Source organism: Paenibacillus sp. V4I5, from assembly GCF_030817255.1.
In the GTDB taxonomy this organism is placed as follows: domain Bacteria; phylum Bacillota; class Bacilli; order Paenibacillales; family NBRC-103111; genus Paenibacillus_E.
The window spans coordinates 8,013,749-8,032,638 of sequence record NZ_JAUSZB010000002.1 but is presented as its reverse complement, the minus strand read 5'-3'; the positions used below and the strand labels follow the sequence as shown (position 1 = coordinate 8,032,638).

Annotated in this window: 27 protein-coding genes and 1 tRNA gene; 9 read left to right on the top strand and 19 right to left on the bottom strand. The window is 43.1% G+C overall.

The features are described 5' to 3' along the window. Positions 1 to 58 precede the first annotated feature (58 nt). A complete protein-coding gene (locus QFZ78_RS38000; RefSeq protein WP_307555303.1) occupies positions 59 to 811 on the top strand; it encodes an MBL fold metallo-hydrolase in 753 nt (250 codons plus the stop codon). Positions 812 to 1,010: 199 nt separating this feature from the next. Continuing rightward, complete coding sequence (locus QFZ78_RS37995; RefSeq protein ID WP_307555301.1) at positions 1,011 to 2,630, top strand: ATP-binding protein; 1,620 nt, start codon at positions 1,011 to 1,013, stop codon at positions 2,628 to 2,630. Here the strand turns inward: QFZ78_RS37995 and QFZ78_RS37990 are convergent. Together QFZ78_RS37990 and QFZ78_RS37985 are read right to left on the bottom strand one after the other, a co-directional pair. Further along, on the bottom strand, positions 2,627 to 3,064 hold the full coding sequence (locus QFZ78_RS37990; RefSeq protein ID WP_307555299.1) for a GNAT family N-acetyltransferase: 438 nt from the start codon (positions 3,062 to 3,064) through the stop codon (positions 2,627 to 2,629). The two genes, QFZ78_RS37995 and QFZ78_RS37990, sit on opposite strands and share 4 nt — an antisense overlap. 77 nt (positions 3,065 to 3,141) lie before the next feature. Next, the gene (locus tag QFZ78_RS37985) at positions 3,142 to 3,603 is read right to left on the bottom strand and encodes a divergent PAP2 family protein (protein ID WP_307555297.1); all 462 of its coding nucleotides are present in this window, start codon (positions 3,601 to 3,603) and stop codon (positions 3,142 to 3,144) included. Between the two features lie 171 nt (positions 3,604 to 3,774). On the opposite strand from QFZ78_RS37985, the gene QFZ78_RS37980 reads away from it, so the two are divergent. Beyond that, positions 3,775 to 4,206, top strand: coding sequence for a CBS domain-containing protein (locus QFZ78_RS37980; protein WP_307555296.1), 432 nt, complete (start codon positions 3,775 to 3,777; stop codon positions 4,204 to 4,206). Here QFZ78_RS37980 and QFZ78_RS37975 read toward each other — a convergent pair. The 8 genes from QFZ78_RS37975 to QFZ78_RS37940 form a co-directional block, all read right to left on the bottom strand. Continuing rightward, positions 4,175 to 5,386 (bottom strand): ArnT family glycosyltransferase, encoded by a 1,212-nt coding sequence (locus QFZ78_RS37975; protein ID WP_307555294.1) that lies wholly within the window; start codon positions 5,384 to 5,386, stop codon positions 4,175 to 4,177. The genes QFZ78_RS37980 and QFZ78_RS37975 overlap by 32 nt on opposite strands. Before the next feature lie 28 nt (positions 5,387 to 5,414). After that, entirely contained in the window at positions 5,415 to 5,759 is a 345-nt protein-coding gene (locus QFZ78_RS37970; protein WP_307555293.1) for an EamA family transporter, read from the bottom strand. Between the two features lie 11 nt (positions 5,760 to 5,770). Beyond that, on the bottom strand, positions 5,771 to 6,115 hold the full coding sequence (locus QFZ78_RS37965; RefSeq protein WP_307555290.1) for a DUF2304 domain-containing protein: 345 nt from the start codon (positions 6,113 to 6,115) through the stop codon (positions 5,771 to 5,773). A 6-nt stretch (positions 6,116 to 6,121) separates the two neighbouring features. Further along, positions 6,122 to 6,820: a glycosyltransferase family 2 protein gene (locus QFZ78_RS37960; RefSeq protein WP_307555289.1), complete on the bottom strand. Its 699-nt coding sequence runs from the start codon at positions 6,818 to 6,820 to the stop codon at positions 6,122 to 6,124. A gap of 281 nt (positions 6,821 to 7,101) precedes the next feature. Beyond that, positions 7,102 to 7,272, bottom strand: a complete 171-nt coding sequence (locus QFZ78_RS37955) for a hypothetical protein (RefSeq protein ID WP_307555287.1) — start codon at positions 7,270 to 7,272, stop codon at positions 7,102 to 7,104. A gap of 219 nt (positions 7,273 to 7,491) precedes the next feature. Further along, entirely contained in the window at positions 7,492 to 7,959 is a 468-nt protein-coding gene (locus QFZ78_RS37950; RefSeq protein ID WP_307555285.1) for a hypothetical protein, read from the bottom strand. A gap of 21 nt (positions 7,960 to 7,980) precedes the next feature. Next, positions 7,981 to 8,532, bottom strand: coding sequence for a superoxide dismutase family protein (locus QFZ78_RS37945; RefSeq protein WP_307555282.1), 552 nt, complete (start codon positions 8,530 to 8,532; stop codon positions 7,981 to 7,983). A gap of 165 nt (positions 8,533 to 8,697) precedes the next feature. After that, positions 8,698 to 9,024 (bottom strand): hypothetical protein, encoded by a 327-nt coding sequence (locus QFZ78_RS37940; RefSeq protein ID WP_047672455.1) that lies wholly within the window; start codon positions 9,022 to 9,024, stop codon positions 8,698 to 8,700. A gap of 311 nt (positions 9,025 to 9,335) precedes the next feature. On the opposite strand from QFZ78_RS37940, the gene QFZ78_RS37935 reads away from it, so the two are divergent. The 3 genes from QFZ78_RS37935 to QFZ78_RS37925 all read left to right on the top strand — a co-directional run bounded on the left by QFZ78_RS37935 (position 9,336) and on the right by QFZ78_RS37925 (position 10,341). Further along, positions 9,336 to 9,491 (top strand): hypothetical protein, encoded by a 156-nt coding sequence (locus tag QFZ78_RS37935; RefSeq protein ID WP_307555280.1) that lies wholly within the window; start codon positions 9,336 to 9,338, stop codon positions 9,489 to 9,491. A gap of 155 nt (positions 9,492 to 9,646) precedes the next feature. After that, the gene (locus QFZ78_RS37930) at positions 9,647 to 9,856 is read left to right on the top strand and encodes an alpha/beta-type small acid-soluble spore protein (RefSeq protein WP_029196083.1); all 210 of its coding nucleotides are present in this window, start codon (positions 9,647 to 9,649) and stop codon (positions 9,854 to 9,856) included. Positions 9,857 to 10,050: 194 nt separating this feature from the next. Further along, positions 10,051 to 10,341, top strand: coding sequence for a hypothetical protein (locus QFZ78_RS37925; protein WP_171648541.1), 291 nt, complete (start codon positions 10,051 to 10,053; stop codon positions 10,339 to 10,341). A gap of 105 nt (positions 10,342 to 10,446) precedes the next feature. Here the strand turns inward: QFZ78_RS37925 and QFZ78_RS37920 are convergent, their stop codons facing one another. After that, positions 10,447 to 10,641, bottom strand: a complete 195-nt coding sequence (locus QFZ78_RS37920) for a hypothetical protein (protein WP_079420361.1) — start codon at positions 10,639 to 10,641, stop codon at positions 10,447 to 10,449. Positions 10,642 to 11,003: 362 nt separating this feature from the next. On the opposite strand from QFZ78_RS37920, the gene QFZ78_RS37915 reads away from it, so the two are divergent. Together QFZ78_RS37915 and QFZ78_RS37910 are read left to right on the top strand one after the other, a co-directional pair. Further along, positions 11,004 to 11,076 (top strand) — tRNA-Val (locus QFZ78_RS37915). Between the two features lie 133 nt (positions 11,077 to 11,209). Further along, positions 11,210 to 11,668: a DUF2243 domain-containing protein gene (locus QFZ78_RS37910; protein WP_307555276.1), complete on the top strand. Its 459-nt coding sequence runs from the start codon at positions 11,210 to 11,212 to the stop codon at positions 11,666 to 11,668. Positions 11,669 to 11,678: 10 nt separating this feature from the next. On the opposite strand, the gene QFZ78_RS37905 is transcribed toward QFZ78_RS37910, so the two are convergent. Genes QFZ78_RS37905 through QFZ78_RS37895 form a run of 3 tightly spaced genes read right to left on the bottom strand, consistent with a single transcriptional unit; the run spans position 11,679 to position 14,382 of the window. Then, a complete protein-coding gene (locus QFZ78_RS37905) occupies positions 11,679 to 12,191 on the bottom strand; it encodes a metallophosphoesterase (protein ID WP_307555274.1) in 513 nt (170 codons plus the stop codon). Continuing rightward, positions 12,184 to 13,545, bottom strand: a complete 1,362-nt coding sequence (locus QFZ78_RS37900) for a Na+/H+ antiporter NhaC family protein (RefSeq protein WP_307555272.1) — start codon at positions 13,543 to 13,545, stop codon at positions 12,184 to 12,186. The genes QFZ78_RS37905 and QFZ78_RS37900 overlap by 8 nt, the downstream gene beginning before the upstream one ends. A 3-nt stretch (positions 13,546 to 13,548) precedes the next feature. After that, the gene (locus QFZ78_RS37895; RefSeq protein WP_307555270.1) at positions 13,549 to 14,382 is read right to left on the bottom strand and encodes an alpha/beta hydrolase family protein; all 834 of its coding nucleotides are present in this window, start codon (positions 14,380 to 14,382) and stop codon (positions 13,549 to 13,551) included. A 167-nt stretch (positions 14,383 to 14,549) separates the two neighbouring features. Here QFZ78_RS37895 and QFZ78_RS37890 point away from each other — a divergent pair, with 167 nt between their 5' ends. Continuing rightward, positions 14,550 to 15,686: a hypothetical protein gene (locus QFZ78_RS37890; RefSeq protein ID WP_307555268.1), complete on the top strand. Its 1,137-nt coding sequence runs from the start codon at positions 14,550 to 14,552 to the stop codon at positions 15,684 to 15,686. Between the two features lie 49 nt (positions 15,687 to 15,735). Here the strand turns inward: QFZ78_RS37890 and QFZ78_RS37885 are convergent, their stop codons facing one another. The 5 genes from QFZ78_RS37885 to QFZ78_RS37865 all read right to left on the bottom strand — a co-directional run bounded on the left by QFZ78_RS37885 (position 15,736) and on the right by QFZ78_RS37865 (position 18,843). Then, positions 15,736 to 16,509, bottom strand: coding sequence for a stalk domain-containing protein (locus QFZ78_RS37885; protein ID WP_307555266.1), 774 nt, complete (start codon positions 16,507 to 16,509; stop codon positions 15,736 to 15,738). Between the two features lie 81 nt (positions 16,510 to 16,590). After that, positions 16,591 to 17,337, bottom strand: a complete 747-nt coding sequence (locus tag QFZ78_RS37880; protein WP_307555264.1) for a DUF1906 domain-containing protein — start codon at positions 17,335 to 17,337, stop codon at positions 16,591 to 16,593. 149 nt (positions 17,338 to 17,486) lie between these two features. Next, positions 17,487 to 17,765: a DUF2277 domain-containing protein gene (locus QFZ78_RS37875; protein ID WP_307555262.1), complete on the bottom strand. Its 279-nt coding sequence runs from the start codon at positions 17,763 to 17,765 to the stop codon at positions 17,487 to 17,489. Between the two features lie 176 nt (positions 17,766 to 17,941). Further along, positions 17,942 to 18,298 (bottom strand): hypothetical protein, encoded by a 357-nt coding sequence (locus tag QFZ78_RS37870; RefSeq protein WP_307555260.1) that lies wholly within the window; start codon positions 18,296 to 18,298, stop codon positions 17,942 to 17,944. A 26-nt stretch (positions 18,299 to 18,324) separates the two neighbouring features. Beyond that, positions 18,325 to 18,843, bottom strand: coding sequence for a DUF3231 family protein (locus QFZ78_RS37865; protein WP_307555258.1), 519 nt, complete (start codon positions 18,841 to 18,843; stop codon positions 18,325 to 18,327). Between the last annotated feature and the right edge of the window lie 47 nt (positions 18,844 to 18,890).

The window sequence follows — 18,890 nt, the reverse complement described above, 5'->3', positions numbered from 1 at the left end:
CAACCTCCCATGCTACATTAGAAAAAGATGGTTTTTGTCGAACAATGGAGGCTGCTGAATGAGTTTGCAAATTCAAATGTTGGGAACCGGCAGTGCGTTTGCCAAAACATTTTACAATACAAGCGCATTAATCCGGTCTAATGAAATGAACATCCTAATCGACTGCGGGGCAACAACACCAAGATCGCTTCATGACATCGGTGTACAGCCTGACCAAATTGATGGTATCATCATTTCGCATATTCATGCCGATCATGTAGGCGGATTGGAAGAAATTGCCTTTCGCTTGTTATACCAATATAAGAATAAGAAAACGAAACTTTTCGTAACAGAATCACTAGCAAGAGTCCTTTGGGAAAACACGCTAAAAGGCGGCATGTATAATCCCACAGACGGCTTCAGCCGATTAGAGGATTATTTTGAAGTCATCCTTCTCGAAGAAAATGTACCTGTTACTATTCTTCCTGGGCTAACCATTGAAATTATATCCACACTTCACATACCTCATAAACTTAACTACTCACTTTTTATCAATGGCCGAACATTCTATAGTGCTGATACCCAATTTAATGAGGAACTTCTCGTTCAAGAAATTGTTAACAAAAGAAACTGTCACACCATTTTACACGATTGTCAACTAAGCGGGGACGGTTTTATACATGCTACATTGGATGAACTGCTTACCTTGCCTGATTATGTACAGGAGCGAATCTATCTGATGCATTATGACGATGATATGATGAATTTTATTGGGAAAACAGGCAGCATGACTTTCATCCATCAACATGAAGTGATTAAAATTCCAGAATAATTATTTTACGATCAAAACCTAGGGATGAATTGTCCTTAAGGTTTTTTTTTGAGAAGAAGCGTGATACTTTTCAATTTTGTTTACTATTGTTGAAGGGATTTAGTTCATAGATAGAGAACATGTCACAATGATGTGAGAAACCTCGAAAATAGGCCATTCAAAGATGAGCGACCGCGTTTAGTTACAATCAGGAGATGATATGGTGGTTATCAATTGGATTTTTTATGTCTATGCACTTGTTTTTTGTCTATACACAATTATATTGCATACTGCACTCAACATACCCTTACTTGTCGTAGGATTGGTCCTTTACATCATCAGTCTTAGGTTTCAAATGCAGCATGCGGCAATCCCTTGGCTTCGCTTGCTTTTCATTGGATTTTTACATTACATCGGACATTCGAATTTTTGTCTTCCCTTGTACATACTAACACTTTCCTTCGATATTTATAAAGAAGATAGCCGCAAAAAATCTTGGTTGTTAGCTGCATCCTATGCATTCATTTATATTTGCAATGTTTATCTCATTATTGGTTTTTCCAGTAAGAACTTGCTATGGATTCATGCTCTTAATAGTATACTTAATTTTACCGCGGTAGCCTTATTCACACGAGCAGCTTATTCTACAATTAGACAAGCAGATTCATTAAGAAATGAACGATATTTATATACGCAAAAGGATTCGCTAACAGGATTATATAATTACGAAGAGTCACATCGCAGATTGGAACAATACATACAGCAAAAGCAAAGTCTAGTCCTTATCCTTATTGATTGTACGGATCTGAAGGCAATGAATACAACTCGCGGGTTTCAAGCGGGGAATTTCATTTTGAAGCAAATGGCTGACCTCCTGCAAATCTTGTTTAAAGACTCTCTCTTTATAGCAAGGTACGGTGGTGATGAGTTCGCTGTCGTCTTGCCGCTTAATCCAGATCATGATTCAACCACTTCTTTCAAGCTAAAACTTGATTCTGATCTGCCGAAATTGACTGGCATTCAAATCACGTATGGCATTGCTAATTATCCGTTAGAGGGTTTGACGAAGGATGATCTCATTTTATTAGCCGAGCATAACTTATTTATGAAGAAGCGTGAATCCTGGTTAAAGCGCGAAGAGCATATGCTCAGATCGGAAAAACTGAGAGTCGTCGGTGAGCTTGCATCCGGGATGGCTCATGAAATTCGAAATCCGTTGACAACAGTAAAAGGATTTTTGCAAATCTCTAAGGCAAATGGATACAATATTGAAAATTGGTATGCGATGATCATGGATGAAATTGATCGGATGAGTGACTTGACTGCTGAATTCCTCCAATTCTCAAAGCCCCATCGCATTGATTTCCAAGCCGATTCTCTCCATGAGTGCATACTCAAGGTCATTGCCTTGATGGAATCAGAAGCTACTCGTTTCGGCCACGAAATTCATTATCAAGAATGGATGGATCCTATCCTCGTATGGATGGACCAAGATAAAATGATACAGTTATTGCTTAACATTATAAAAAATGCTTGCGAAGCCATGGAAGAAAACGGCATTATCCGCATGCAATTAAGCCGCGATCCGAAGAACGCGACTTTAATTATTGCAGATAACGGCCCTGGCATTCCAAGTGAACAGTTAGAGAAGATCTTCCATCCCTTCTTCACGACAAAAGCAGCCGGTACCGGACTTGGTTTATCTATTTGCTACAAAATCGTTCAAGATCACCAAGGGACCTTGGAAGTTGAGAGCGAACTAGGAAAGGGTACTCGATTTATCATAACCTTCCCATTAGTTGACGAAAATTCACAGAATGAAAAAACCGCTTTTCTTTAAAGCGGTTTTTTCATTCTTACATGTAGGATGCCAGCATCATAAAAAGGTTCATCCGAGATAACTTTATAGCCCAGTTGGCTATAAAAGCCCTCTGCTTGACATTGTGCGTCGAGGATCGCAGTTGAACAATGCTTTTCACGAGCTTGCTGCTCCATCGCAAGAATCATTTGTTTACCTAGGGATTGGCCCCTATATTCTTTCAAAACCGCCACACGCTGCAGTTTAGCCGTTTGAGGTTGATATTCATACCAACGAGCTGCCGCAACAGGCTGATCTCCATCTAACATAAGAAAATGATGGCACGCTTCAGGTGATTCATCCTTTTCATCGATCTCCTCGTGCTCAGGTACTTGCTGTTCTTCAACGAACACTTTGAACCGTACTCCAAAACAGGCTTGTAATTGATCTTTTGTTGTGACTCGAATGATTTCCATGTGAACTTCTTCCTTTCTAAGAACATTTCTTGATCTTATCCCATTCAAGAAAAGTTGTCCACATGTACTAATTTAACCTATTTCTTGTTTTCCAGCATATAACTAAAAGCACCAATGGCAATACCGAGAAGCGCTCCCCCCACGACTTCTCTTGGCAAATGACCTAATCGTTCCTTTAAGGCTTTACGTCTTCGTGCATGGTACAAACCCGGATGCTGTTTGGCCAATCTCTCGACTTGCTCATCGAGGTCATTCACTTCAACCGCAATCTCTCCAGCAGCCCGCCGGATCCCCATCGCATCATACATGACGACCGCTCCGAAAACCGAACTCACGGCAAAATCGATCGCAGAAAAGCCTCTTTTCATCGCTATATAGGTTGCAAGCGCAGATACCCCCGAGGAGTGTGAGCTTGGCATCCCTCCTGTTTGAGTCAGCTGCGACCAGTCCCACTTTCTAGTTTTCAAATAGAAAAGTGGCAATTTCATTACTTGAGCAGTACCAATACCAATCACTGCTGTTGTCAATGCTCGATTCATCACTTTCACCTCACTTCTAGCATCCATCACAGGTTTAGATTCTATTCGAAAAGTTTGATACAATAGAAATGTTGACCCTGCATGAAAAGCAAATAAAGTTTTCCAGCGGAAAACTCAGCCCATGCTTACGAAGAAAGTTTTCCTACGGAAATCTCTAAGGAGTGTTAATGAATGAATATTGCTTTTTTCCTTTTACCTAAATCCGAAGTTATCACAACGACATTGCAAGCAACGCTTCGCCAGACATTAGAACGAATGGAATATCACCGTTATACGGCTGTGCCTATTCTTTCCGATGATGGTCATTATGTAGGTACGGTTACCGAGGGAGATTTATTGTGGTTTCTTAAAAATTCAGACGGAATTGGCTTCGAAAATGCTCATCGCCATGTACTGGCCGAGGTTCCTCTGCGTGTACAAAACAAACCGGTTCATATTCATGCCGAAATGGTCGATCTTATTGATTTGGCCAAAGTGCAAAACTTCGTGCCGATAGTTGATGATTCCGATAAATTCATCGGGATCGTTCGAAGGAGTGAGATCATCGAATACTGCGCGAAGCAGCTCGAATTTAAATCCCCCTCCGCTGCAGGAGAGAGGTAGTCCAGGCAATATGAAGTAAGTAGATGACTTGTGTAATCAAATAGGCACTGCCGAGCATCAGGAATGGAAGCATACCGTACACATAGCGATCCACCGGAATAAAGACCATATGGACGCCTAAGAACAAGAGAAATGCCACCGTTAAATATTGAATCGAAGTCTTGCGAAAACTGAAAAAGAGCATTGCTATGCTACCTGCAGCAATTAAGAAAGTGTGCAATTGAGTTAGTGCATTCGCATACCACGCCGGTACGGAAAAAGGATAAGGTCCCACCCACATCGTTTTAAAAAATACGAGTAATTTTCCGATTGTCATCCATTTCATCCATAACAACGGTTCCTTTACCAAACCTTCTTTTATCCGTCTCATACCTTCAGCGAACTGATTATCTGTATCGATATGATCCCAATCAATTGTTCCTTGGAAGTAGGGGTCCGTTCCTCCAAGGAACGGATTGCCCGCTTCCCCTTTGGCGATAAAAATAAAAGAATGAAAAGTCATCCAATTCCGAATCCACCAAGGCATCATAATACAGGCAAAAGACGCTGCTGCAAGTAATCCATAGGCTGCGTCTATTTTCTTTGTTCTCACCCAAAGAAACAAATAGGGAACAACAGATAGGGGAAGTACATTCGGACGAATGAGCACGCAAATCCCAAGCAGAGTCCCCATCCATAGATGATCCCGCCATTTATTATCTTGTAAGATCCGCACCTGCATGTAGAGCAGTCCCGTAAAAACGGTCAAAAACGGAACCTCCGTCAAGATGAGTGAAGTTGACCAGACGTAGGAAGGATACACCGCGGCAAAAGTACCGGCGATTAGCCCTGTTATGGGGTTAAACAGCCTTTTTCCAATTAGAAATAGGAATAGTATCGCTCCCAGTGAAATAAAGCAGTTCATGATACGAACGACCATTAATGCCGGCTCCAGGTGTTCATGGCCTGTAAGGCTAAATACAGCCGCTAAAAGCAGCGGAAATCCGGGAGTCACGAGTGAGTTAGGCTCGGTATCGCGATAGGCGAATAGGCCTTTTTCTAGCAATTGAATCGCTGTCTTCGCATACTCTAATTGATCCCACTCTAGTGGTGGGTATTCAGCTTCAAGCACATAGTGCAGGCGTATATACAAAGCTGCAGCCATAAGAAGCAGCAAGCCAAGCCAAACTCCGCGTTTCATATGACTCTACTCTCCTTATTAGACGAACCTATCTAGCTAACAGGAAGGCGCCTCCAACTAAGAAGAGCAGTCCTACCCATTGTGATGATGTGAACGTTTCCTTTAATACTATCCAACCGAACAATGCACCCAGTACATACGCAATCGATTGGAGCGGATAAACACGACTTAAATCGAATCGACTAAGAGCATAGAACCATATCAACGTTGCAATGCCATAAAGTAAACATCCTATAAGAATATAAGGCTGCATCAGTACGGTTCCTAAATTTTGAATCCCTGTTAATGGCGTTCGATTGAGCGCTATTTTCCATACAATTTGACCACAAACCAACAAACATACATTTAGGAATACAAGGAGAATCGGAGCCATCGACATAGACATCATTCAGAACCCTTTCCGCGTAATTGTTCCTGCAGCAGCGCAACTTCTTGAATCAAACGGGTTAATTTGCGATGAAGCTTAGAAATAACTAGCGTCAAATGCATGATAAATACAAGTGAGAATAACAATCCCACCAGAAAAAGCAACGAAGGTGCGTAGTAGATGTGCATTTTGTGCGAAATCAGATCCAATAAGCTCGGAAACACGCTAAACAATGCCATGATAAATCCTAGTACTAGCCAGAGAATGGCGTACTGCTCCTGTAGTTTTTGCCTACGAATAAGCTCTATGGAAATGAAAATAAACACCAAACAAAAAGAGATTGCCCAAACATACACATTCACGAATCATCAACTCACATTACGGATTCTTGTCATACATACAGCTAGAGATACTTTGACCATATAGTAAAATGATTTCACAGGGGTAATGGACGATTGTCCCGCTTTCCTCGCATGCATTAAAACAGATACTTCTCTCACTCTGAATTGCTGCCGTTCCAGTAAAACTACAGCCTCTACCTCCGGATAATCCTCCGGGTAATACCTCGCAAAAAGCTCAATGATGGGACGGTTCACCGCTCTAAAGCCTGATGTAGGGTCAGTGAAGGTCTTACCAATCATCCAACTTATCATCCAGGTAAAAAAAAGAATACCTAATCTTCGATTCCAAGCTGAACGATAAGCGGTCTTCACCAGAAATCGAGAGCCGATACAGCAATCAACATGCCCCGTCAAGATTGGTTCCATAATTTGAGTCAATGCTTCTGGGTCATGTTGGCCATCTGCGTCGATCTGAATAGCGATATCGTAGCCATTCCGTGCAGCATACATATATCCCGTCTGCATAGCGCCTCCAATGCCTAAATTAACAGGTAAATCGATGACAGCCGCATGCTGTAACGCACGTGCAACTGCTGAGGTACGATCCGAGGAACCATCATTGACGATGACAATATCCATTTCAGGCTGCTCTCGTTTTATGGAGGCTACCACGCCTGCTATCGTTTTTTCTTCGTTATAAGCCGGAATGATTGCAAGTGTCTTCATTAGGTTATTCCTTCCCTCGCTAAGATCATCATCCATCCTGAACCATTTCTATTCCCAAGCATGCCCGCTTCTCCATCTGATTAAACCAAATGGAAAGAACGCAAATGGATAGGGCCCGACTGAAAGAGACAGACTAAGAGGAAAACTTTGCTTGGAGTGGAAGGATATCCTTGGATCTCACAAGCCAGAATAAGCAGTGGCTTTTGTTTCGGAATATGCATTCGATTTTTACACAAAAAAAAGAATGGGGGTTGAATCCCATCCTTCCTTTTATCGAAGTATCAAGAAACTATTATACGATCAACACTTCTATGGGAAGTTCCAATCGAAGTGTCAACAACGCTTGTACTTTTAACTTCATCTTGTTGAGCTTGTTGAGCTTGAAGCTCTTGCCATTGTATGGGCTGAATTCCAAGCTGATTCATGACGTGATTAATATCGACTTCTCTCACGATTCCAACACCTCATCCATGGTTTGTCTCTTTCTGTTGTCTACACTTTACTTTATCGGTCATTCTGTCATCTGTAAATATGGACATATTGTCGAATCGCCTAAAAAATCAATAAACCTTTTATTAAGTTCACTTAATGAATAAAGTTAGAATTCGACAAAAAAAAGACAAAAGAGCTGCTACATACGGCCCTTTTGTCTTTTTCATAGACATTTTCAATTATTGTACTTGCCCATTCGACGATGCTCTGGATGAAACAAATTCGCTCGCCCAATCTACCATACCATTCATTAAAGTCAGTATAAGATTGACCGCATCTTTCTCTGTTAATGTACCATTGGACTGACTACTAACATATTGGGACGTTTTTAGTTCTAATTTTTCAACGAGATCCTTGATTTTCAATAAATCATTAGCCAAATCCGTTACTTGCTGACCGTTCGCGTTAACTTGACCGACCCTTTTGCTTTGATTCTGATTTGGGTCTTGACCCTGCGCCTGTTGATTTGAGTCCGAGGTTTGCTGATCACTGCTGCTATTAGTTAATTGTTGCTGCCCTTGGCTTCCTTGTATGCTTTGAGAGCTGTTAATCAACATCTTCTTTACTTGCTCTAGCTCGATGAGCACCATATCATTTTGTTTCGTTAGTTCATCCATTTGCAGCTTGAGATCCTGTGTTTTAATCATGTTGCCAGACAGCTCCTTCCATTATTTCACAGTCCCACACGCAATTCGATTGCCCGAATTCCCGGTTGGATCTGTCTTTAGATCATCTTCTTTCTCATGGATGACCAGACTTGTCCCCCCTTGTTTCAGCAAATAATTGGGCTTGTCCGGAAGCAGCACTGCAGCTTTCGTAATGGCATTGAACTTCCCATTTCCCTGTTCATCCACGACTAAATTGGGGAGATCCCCTGCATGGAAACCTTTCGGATTGTGAAAGCCATGTTCCTTCTTAAATGGATTGAAATGGGCTCCTGCCGATTCAAAGCTAGGGGCTTCGCAGATCGCTTTCTCGTGAAAGTGTATGCCATGTTTTCCTGGTGTCAGCCCGCTAACTTGGAGATCAATCTGAACGCCATCCTGAACAGGTGTTAAATGGGCAGTCCCTATGGGTTGGCCGCTCGAACCGATTAGTGAAACTTGGAGCTCTGATGGTGGTGATGCGGCTTCTGTCGTTACCGTGCTCTTCACACTCTGACAAGCGGTAAGTAATAGAAGCCCCAGACTGAAGGTCATGATGGTCTTCATTGATTTCATTCAACAATATCCTCCCGGAAACTTGGCTTTTACATAATCTACCCTTAGGATGCACAACTGCATTACACTGTAACCGCAGTAAAAGAACAAATTTTTCATAACTAGCGTTCTATAGTAAAAAGCCCGCCATCTCTCGATGCGGACTTGATACATTTCATTATCTCATTATAAGATCGTCATGAGTTTCGCAATTATTTGAAGATTCTCTAGCTTCCTCTTGTAGAAATGGAACTCAACCTTCGTATGCTCGACGGCGTCTTCCATCCGCAAAACTTGCTGCTGTAAATCTTTGGTGTATGGCCACATCTCGGCTTGTCGGTGAAGCTCGTTTTTCCCTGTAACCATTCCGTCCCCAATCACTTCACATTCTTTGGCTAGAAGCTGATGCTTTGCCCAGGCCAGTTCTGATACCGCATCCACATAGATGGCTTCTGCTTGTTTAAGCAACTCCGGTACAAGTTGTAACTCCAAAATAACATCCGACCGATTCATTCGGATTCCTCCTAAGAGTTTTCATAAGAAAACTAACTTCGTAAGCATAAGCTCAGCTTAGCAAATCATGAACTTTTGCTGCTTCGCCTCATGTATATTCATAGAAAAAATAAAACATGCTTAATCGTGCCATCAGGCGAAAACAAAGCATTTTATCGTAGAATACGACTTATGTTGCTAAACGAATTCCCCAAGGAATGACAAACGGATTAAGGTTACATTAAATCTATCGTATCCTCCTCTCCCCTACTTGTTTAGCCTGCTAGAAGCAGATAAGATGATACTATACGTATCAGAGGAGGTGACGATATATGAGCCAAGAGGAAGAAGTTGTATCCCAAAATGAAGAAGAAACAGCCCCAGAGTCCACCGAAGAAGTGGTGAACGAAGAGGCTTCTGAAGAAGTTGCAGAAGCTACCCAAGAAGCTGCTGTTGCGGAAGAAAGCACGGAATCCGAAGAGGAATAATCATTCTATATATATTCCCCCCAGCCTACAGGTTGGGGGTTTATTGATGTTTGGAAGACAGTAAAAAAACTTGAAATTTTTTTTAAAATTTCATGAATAAATAATCTGAACATTCAAATAATACTGGTGTACCATAAAAAAGGAGATGATTATGAATGGCTAGAAACAACACTTTAGTCGTACAACAAGCAAAGGCAGCATTGGATCAACTGAAGTATGAAGTCGCTCAGGAAATTGGTGTCCCTCTCTCCCCTACTGGTTACAACGGTAATTTGGCAACACGAGATGCTGGCGCCATTGGTGGCAACATCACGAAGCGATTAGTGCAAATAGCTGAGCAACAACTTTCCAGCTTCAAACGCTAATCCTTTGATGTAGGAGCAAGCAAAAAAAGACTGATTCACTCGATCCTCCTTAGAGTGAAAATCAGTCTTTTATTTTTTTCTTCGAAATGATCATGTATTCCTTCAATTTCCTCATCAGTTTCAAGAAAAGCATTCTATTCAGAAAACAGTTCTAGTATGATTACTTTACCCGTTATCCAATAAGGAGTGTTAACATGACAGAACAATATGAAATATTCCGTGATCCCTATCGCATGCTTATTCTTTTGGCCACATTAGTTAGTGAACAAAAAGGCGAAAAAGCTCTCCAATTTGATAATGTACCGTATTTCGAGAATGATACTTTTCTCATCCAGAACGAAAAGTTTGTATACAAAAAAATTCCCACCGAAATCACCTGGTTTCAATTCCTAGGAAGAGACATTGCTTGCAATAAAGACTATACCCGCGAAGAATATAACAAAATGTTCGTTGATTGTCTTGCTTCTCTATACAACATCACCTAATACATACATGGAGGCTGTAAAGAGCAGCCTCTTTTTATTAGCATAAACCATAAAAAAACGCCATCTATCGGAAGCTTCCGATAGAATAGCGCTCACTTTGAACCCTTATTTCTTTTTCACTTCTTCTACAAACACGTCACTTGCGTCACGATTACTCCCAAGCTCGAGTATCGTATATTTCTTATCGCCAATCATGATGACATCTTCGACTTCTGGAAGCGGATCCCCTAAATATACGGTGCCCAAATATACATTACTGCTCTTCAAACGTAAATTCCATCGATGCTGTTGTTTCGTCATTTCCTTGTTCCTCCCAAGATCTACTGTCATCAAGTTACCATAAATCAAGCCAAGATGAAAGCCCCACTATCAAACAAGCTCCTAAGTATGGTACAGTAGAGTCAAGATTGTCCGGAAAGGTTGACCACTACCATGACAGCACAAGGTGTTTCTAAAGAAGAACTTTCTATCCTGCTCCCCAAAAATGACGAGGTATCTCACGGTTCACTGGCGGACATATCCTACATACCCAGGTCCAAAAAGAAACGAATGACGTATCCTTTTTTCCAAAAGCTGTTCCGTTATTGGCGTAAATAAGAATGATAACCATGTGTTGACAATCACATAAATCCTTGGTATATTACTAATTGTCTTCAAAAAACGACTTGTTAGCTCAGCTGGGAGAGCACTATCTTGACAGGGTAGGGGTCAGTGGTTCGAGCCCACTACAGGTCATACTAAGAAAGTCCTTACATCGTAAGGGCTTTTTTTCGTTTTTCGCCCCAGCACACAAAGGTTTATCCTTTATTTACAAAGGTAATACTATCATATGCACTACCATTAGCATGAATGGGAGATATGATCGTATATGGATGTAAAAACAAAGAATCTATTTATCAATGCACTAATCCTAGGGTTAGGTTTTATGGGTGCCATAGATGGCATCCTTTTTCACCAATTTTTGCAGTGGCACCATGTCGTTGACCACCATAATCATCGGATTGAGCTGTTCTCAGATGGTGTTTTTAATTTATTTGTAACGCTGCTGCTAGTGTTTGCCTGCGTTAAGATATTTAAAGATGCTTCGAATGATCGCCTTAGTTTCAACTGGCGAAACTTTATCGGTTCAATGATAATCGGTGCTGGTGCTTTCAATTTGCTAGAAGGTTTAATAGATCATCAACTCTTAGGTTTACATCATGTTAAACCTGCTAGTCCGAATTGGTTGCTTTATGATATTGGTTACTTAATCTCAGGGGTGATTTTAATTGTCATCGGATGCCGTTATGTGAAGTTAAAGATTGAAACTAGAAAAAAGGTACGATGAAACCGTACTATCACGACTGCTCTTCACTCACTACAACTGAATCTCGCATCTGTTCAAAAGAAACTGGCGTATAATCCCAATGCTCCACACTCACATTAAAGAAATGACGTCCCTCGTATTTCTGGCTGTGAATGTGGCCGTGTACATTGACGTAGGGCATTTGTTTGTTCATATACATCGGCTCATGAGATAGGAAAAAGAAATTCTTATAAATGATCGGGTACTCACTCACTTCATCAAAGCCGACTTCAAGCCACCAGGTTCTCGACCTCCCCCGATCGTGGTTACCTAGGACGAGGATTTTGTAACCATTTAGCTCCGAGACAATGGCTTTGGTTCGTTCTTTATTTAGGAAGGAAAAATCCCCTAGATGAAATACTTTGTCTTCTTTGCTGACGACTGCGTTCCATTTGGCAATCATGGTCGCATTCATTTCGTCTACATCGGAGAAAGGGCGAGCTTCGAAATCAATAATGGATGAATGACCAAAGTGATGGTCCGAAATAAAATAAGTATTAGCCATCGAATCCCACTCCTTTTCTACTACTTAAACTCCCACTTTTCCTCCACCATAAAGACCACAGCAAGGTACATACAGGCAAAGCCCAAAGAAACGGAGCATAGCCGACATACGCTAACACGGGTACACCTACTATTGTCCCACAGACAATGGCAAGCATGTTCCACGGAATCATCGCAGCTAGAATGAGACTTGAATCAGCAACAACTCTTGCAAGTTGATTGCGAGGAAAACGCTCTTCCCAAAAAGGCAGCAAACTCCGTCCCGTCATCATTATAGGCAATGTTTGCGTGCACGAAACAAGACCAAGACCTAACCCAAACAGGGATGTTCGTACCGTTGCTGAAAGGAGTGAAGCGGATGTCTCCCCTAGCAGCTTTTGCATATAAGTCTCTAGGATACGATACTTTTCTAAAATGCCACTATAAGCACCTGCGAGTGCGATAAGAGCAATCAGCTCGATCATGTTAGAAAGCCCTTTGGTTTGCAGCGATTTAAATAAGCTGGATTGGTAGCCGAACCACATATCGTGCAGCCATTCATGCCAAGTCATTTGTTGCAAACTTATGCCAATTGCGAACGCACAAGCAATCGACAAGAGGAAGCCATTTCTTGTTTTGAACCTTAAAAGGATTGAAGTCAATAGAACAAGTACTGGCAGCAAGAGCCACAAGCTGTACCTAAATCCCAAAGCAAACTGCTGATTGTGTAAGCTGATGTCACTCTGATGCCATTCTCCACTAAAATCGCAAACTAAGAAAAATCCAAGCGCTACACCTAGCGCACCTATTGTTGTGGGTAGTAAGGCTTTAAAAAGGACTTGCATGGAAACGCCTGTGGAAGAAGCCACAAGTCTGTTCGCACTGGAAAAAGGTGAAGTCCGATCACCAACGAAAGCACCCGACACGAGTGCACCAGCCACCATAGGAAGCGGGATTTGCAGCAGCAAACCCAGACCAATTAAGGGGATACCCACAGAACTTAGCGTTCCCGTAGAGGTGCCCAGCACCATAGAGATGCAAACGGAAAGTACAAAAGAAAATGTTAGAAAAAAACTAGGATCAACTATACTAAGGCCCAAATCAATCATAAATGGGATCGTACCGCTCATTGTCCATGTAGGGATAACCACGCCCACTAGAGCAAGAATCCAAATGACCTCTTTGGTGTGTTTGACACCTTCCCACATGCTTTTCAAGATGCCCCGAAATGATGTTCCCGCTCTCCTAATGAGGGCAGCCAATGTCAAAAGCCCCAATGAAAATCCAATCACTAAAGGAATATGTAGAAAATAAGCGGCAGCAAGTCCTATAATCGTTATCGTGATTACTGCACTAAGTTGTCTAATCGTTATCATCGTTTAGGCTAACATCCCTTTAATCGTTCGTTTGGTTTCACGAATTGCTTCCTTCAGCGGCTTCGTCTCCCCTTTATATGGATGAACGGAACCAAAGGTATGGTTGCCCTCAGGAATTTTAATCCATGTAATGGCCGCATTTTGCTCAACAAGCCTCTTTGAACCTCGGAGTCCTCTCTCTCCATCTTCCGCTCCCTGGATAAGCGCGATTGGGAATTTAGCACCGCTAATCCTACCCACAATATCGAAGCGCTCTCGATTATGCTCCATATCTTCTAAGATTTCGAGATCCAGCGGCATGTTTTGCTTCGTGCGTCCGTTCATCGTGTACGTTCGCCCTGTTGCCCGCATCTCATCTTTATTTTCCTCCGTAAATAAATCGACATTCGCAATCCCGTTCCAGCTTATCACACCGGCAATATGTTCAGGATGATCAAGCGCATAGATCATGCACACAGCCGCACCCCTGCTATGGCCTAAAAGAAGAATGGGTTTCTCAGTGGCTGAGACTTCACGATTGCGAATATCATTCACAACAGCATGCAAATCTTCTAAATCTTTGGAATAAGTTTCTCGAGCAAACTTCTCAAGCTCCGTAAATTCAAGTAAGTCAGCGCCCACACCGTTGTATGAAAAATTGATCGAAATCACATCAACATCTTCGGCTAACGTCTGAGCCACATGCGGGAACATCCCCCAATCTTTGAAACCTTTATACCCGTGACAAATAATTAAAGTCCCTCTGGCCGGGTGTGATGCCGCTTCGTAAAAGTCCCCTCTTACAACACGATCTGTCTCTATACATCGTTCAAACGGTTTACCCGTGCTTGGATTCATTCGGTTTACCTTCCTTTCCAAATCGTGTTCTAAACGCTGCATACTTCTGTTATTTTATCACAAATCTAAAAAGGACAGCATAAGCAAGAAGGCTGTTCATAAATTAAAGACATTTAGTAAAAACTTGAATATGTGCTTATAAAACTGAATGAGGAGGAAGCTAACCTATGCATCCACTCCGAGCAAACAGCTTGCTCCAAAAGTTGTTTTGCACGCTGTTGTTTACAAACCTATTAACAGCTGCAATAGGTATCAACACGCAGGCTCACGGCGGTATGCCACAGCTTGAAGAAACCGCAAGTTCTGGGAAGTTCCAGCTGGTCGTTAAAGTTACACCTCATGCTGCATATCAAACTGAAGCTATATTTGTAGATAAAAAATTACAACGAGAGATAGATGATGGAGGTACAGGTGCGCCATTCGTCGCCCCCCTTCCCCCGGATACCACGCTTTCCTTTGACAAAAAAGGTGTGCAACAACGCTATGGTGTCACCCCGAATGGTGAAGTAGTAGATCTCTCGGCGGGACTCACGTTAAACATATCAAGCACCGCCCAAGAAACGCTGCGTTCGCAAGTTCAAGTTGTTAGAGCCAAGCATTATGGCGAAATCCTTCCCTGGGAGGAGGCGAGTGAAGTCCTCCCCAAATACAGTAAATTCACCATCCTTGACGTGGAGAGTGGTCTCAGTTTTGAGGGACAGCGCCGCGCCGGCTCGCATCATGCGGATGTACAGCCGCTGACCAAATCCGACTCCGCGACGCTCAAATCCATCTACGGCGGCGCCTGGAGCTGGGACCGCAAGGCGGTCCTCGTGAAGCTGAACGGCCGCACGCTGGCCGGATCCATGCACGGCATGCCGCATGGAGGGGATGGTATACCGGGAAATGACTTCAACGGTCATTTCTGTATTCACTTCCTTAGGAGCGTGACCCACGGCTCCCGCTCCGTCGACCCGGCGCACCAGGTCATGGTGCACCGAGCGGCAGGCTTGCTGACGGACTACATCAGCAAGCTCTCGCCCTGGGCGCTGATCGACGTGTGGATCAGCGCGGCGAACCAGGGTGACCTGCAGCTGCTGCAGGTCACCACAGGGCAAGAACAGGCGCTGCATGTGCGAAGCATGCGCCGCCTGTCCAAGTTCCCGGAGCGGGACGTGTCCCAGCTCCTGCAGCTCGAAACCGCGGTTGACGTTTCGGCTACGCCGGTACGTGCGTCAGCGGTTGTGAACAGGCGAGTGCACTTTCGCCTCGAAAGAGCTTCGCTTAATGAGCGCTGGTATATTCGCAGCGCTGTCATTCAATAATAAAGCCCGGCATCTCGAAGCTAGTCGAGAGATGCCGGGCTTATGATCTTTATTTCACAGTAATTTTGCCCTTCATGAAATCCTTATGAGGCTCACAGAAGTACGTGTACTCACCTGGCTTAGCAAACGTAACACTTTCCGATTCACCCATCGCCAGAAGCGCTGTTTGGAAACTTCCATCATCAGCGACAGCATTGTGTTTCGCTTTATCCTTATTCGTAAAAATAACAGTGGAGCCTGCTTCAACGGTAATATCCCCTTCTTTGAATGCAAAGCCCTCTATATTCACGTAATACGTTTTCGCTACCTCTTGTCCGGATCCAGAAGTCCCTCCGCTAACGAGATTAACCGTCCGCGTTGTTTCATCATACAAGACCTTAATCCCGAACACTTCAGCCAAAAAACGAGAGTGAACAAAGGTTGAACTATTAATTAATTGAGCAGGACCGACCATGGATACTTTGGCGCCATCCACATTGGCTTCTGAGGATCCGATCATGAGCTTAACCGTTTTTGCGTCCTTCTTTACGGTTACCGTTTGTGTAGCTGCATCATAACCTACTTCTGATCCAATGCCTTCTGCAAAGGCACGGTACGGTACAAACAAAGAATTATCAATGAGGTAGGACTCATCGAGCTGCAAGGGTTTGCCATTCAAAGTGAGCTTCATATCGGATTTCACCTGCTGTTGTACGGCTGCTTTCATATTCATGTCAGCAGCCATCCTATCATGTCCAGGCTCATTTTCTTGCGCCGAAACCGATAAGATACTTGTAGTGAGCAAACCGAAACCTAGTACAACCGCGAATAACCTTTTTTTCATATTAAAAATCCTCCTTTGAATTTGTACATCTTCTCTATAGAGTAAACGTATCAATGGAGGATTCGGTTTACTTTCGGACGATTATTGTTCGGGTTGGCCCGAAACTTTGCGCAGCTCATTGGCAAGTCGATGAAATTCTTCCCTGGCAGCCGTGGACGACGTCGCCTCATATCCAGCCGAAAGGAAAGGTATGATCACATTGGCATCTTTAGGAGACAAAGGATACGACACGGGGGGCTCAGGTGGTGCTATCGTATTCCACCAACCTTCATTCCCATACGATTCATCGTAATCCACGCCAATCCCATGCTCAACCACATCGTTTAAGTATTGATAAATGTTTATGAAGCTGGACTTTTTACCTCCGCTCCAAGCATACGTTTGCCAAAAATGAGAGCAAGCTCCCGCGTTCCGGACGGCTTCCATCACGGTATAAGAACCATATACACCTGTCGTATACTCGGGTGTTGCCTCCCTTGCTGCCCGGATATAGGCAATAACGGTTGGCATTTGAGCACTTGAGGCATCAAAATCGACAGCAAAGTAAATACAACTGCCAGGTGGTTGCCCCAAATTATGAGCAACCTGCACAGCCGTTGCCCCATCAGCCAAACCAGCGCCTCTTCCACCGAGAGCTCGATTCGCCGTTGTTTCGAAAACAGAAACGATTTGCAGTCCTGCCTCACTGATCGTGTCCGCTTCCCTTTTGGTTAACGCTTTGTAACCACTCGGAACGAGATATCTGGCCACAAACAAGTAGCCATCTTTGACGAAAGCAGCGGCGGTTTGTGCCGTTAAAGGCGTTGAACAATCAAAACCTTTGGTCACTTTCTATCACCTATTTTCTACTAGTTTCCTACAGGATATGCGTAACGAGGCTTGATCGCTACAAGGACAAGTTGAAAGCCTATCCAGGTACACACAAAAAGGCTCTTTCCCATTAAAGAAAAGAACCTGTCATTCAACGATTGATGTCCTTAATCTTCTTTTGTTCCAAACCTTTTGGCATTCCTAGCACGCGCACGCTCGACTTCAACCTCGCGATTACGAGGTTCAGCATTGGTGACTAGCGAGTCCAACAGATTCCGGGCGACTAGACTAACCTCCTTGACAGCTTGATTGAACGCTGCCTCATTCGCCTTCGAAGGCTCAGTAAAGCCCGAGATTTTCCTAACAAATTGCAATGAGGCCGCCTGAATTTCATCATCGGTAGCCAAAGGATCGAAATTGAATAGTGTCTTAATATTTCGGCACATAGCTTTCTCCTTTTGTTATCGTTATACGCTTAATTTTACAATAACATCCGAAAATAAGCACACTATCCATTCATCATTGAGCACCTTGTGCATTTTACTCAATTATAGGAATAAACGAATAAAGGCCCGACGAATATCGTCAGCCTCTATCCTTTTCAAACTATTCATGCTTAGTATTATTGATAACCTCGGTACGATGAACCATACGAATTGCCATAATTCGTTTGTTGTTGAGGTTGCTGCATATTTAAAGACTGAAAGCTGCTTTGAGCCGTTTGTTCAAGCTGTCTGCACAACTGGGAAACGTGTTGTAATTGTTCAATAGCCATTTGGTGGCCTTGCAGCGCAGATTGAATGATTTGGACGGCTTTTTGTTCCCGTTGTGCTAGCTCTTCAAGTCTCAATGCGTTTTGCTGCTCTTGTTGAAGCATCTGTTGGTACATCTGTGAAGATTGTTGCGTTTGGTTTATGAGTTGTGCAATGATCCCTTGCGTTTGTTGAAATTGGTTATTGATATTTTGGCCTTGATACATTGAAAATCCTCCTCATTTTTTAAGTTTTAAGCTTCCACTAAATCGGGTCTTTTAATTTGTAGAGGCGGGGGGACAAGCCACCCCTTTTCTTTGCTTAGTCGAAGAGCCTTTAATCCAATAGCAGCCTTGGTGATATGGTACTTTGCAAAAAGAGCACCTATGTCTTCACGAATAGACTTGCCCATTACCTGACTGCAAGTGATCAGCCCCGCCGCCAGATCTGCCGATACCATAGCTGCGATCTCGGGATCAGTGAATCTTGCTCCGATAGGTATCTCTTCTAATTTCGCTTTTGGGCGGTCAGGGTGTGCCGGATGAGGAACGATACCATTACTATTAAGGATTTCGTCGCACTCTTTAACTTCTAGCTCGGCTTGGTTGATGATATCGCCGATGATCTCTTTTAAGTCTTTATCTCCAGCATGATAACTTAAAGCTCTATAACCCGAAATACATCCCTTCGCTGTCATGGAGAACTGCCAAACATCATAAACCTCCCCGTAATGCAAGGGCTCGTCCTTGGGTTTCCCACTTAAAATCCCCATCCAAACCTCTCCTTTCTTAACTTCCTTTTTGCAACCTTGTATAAGAT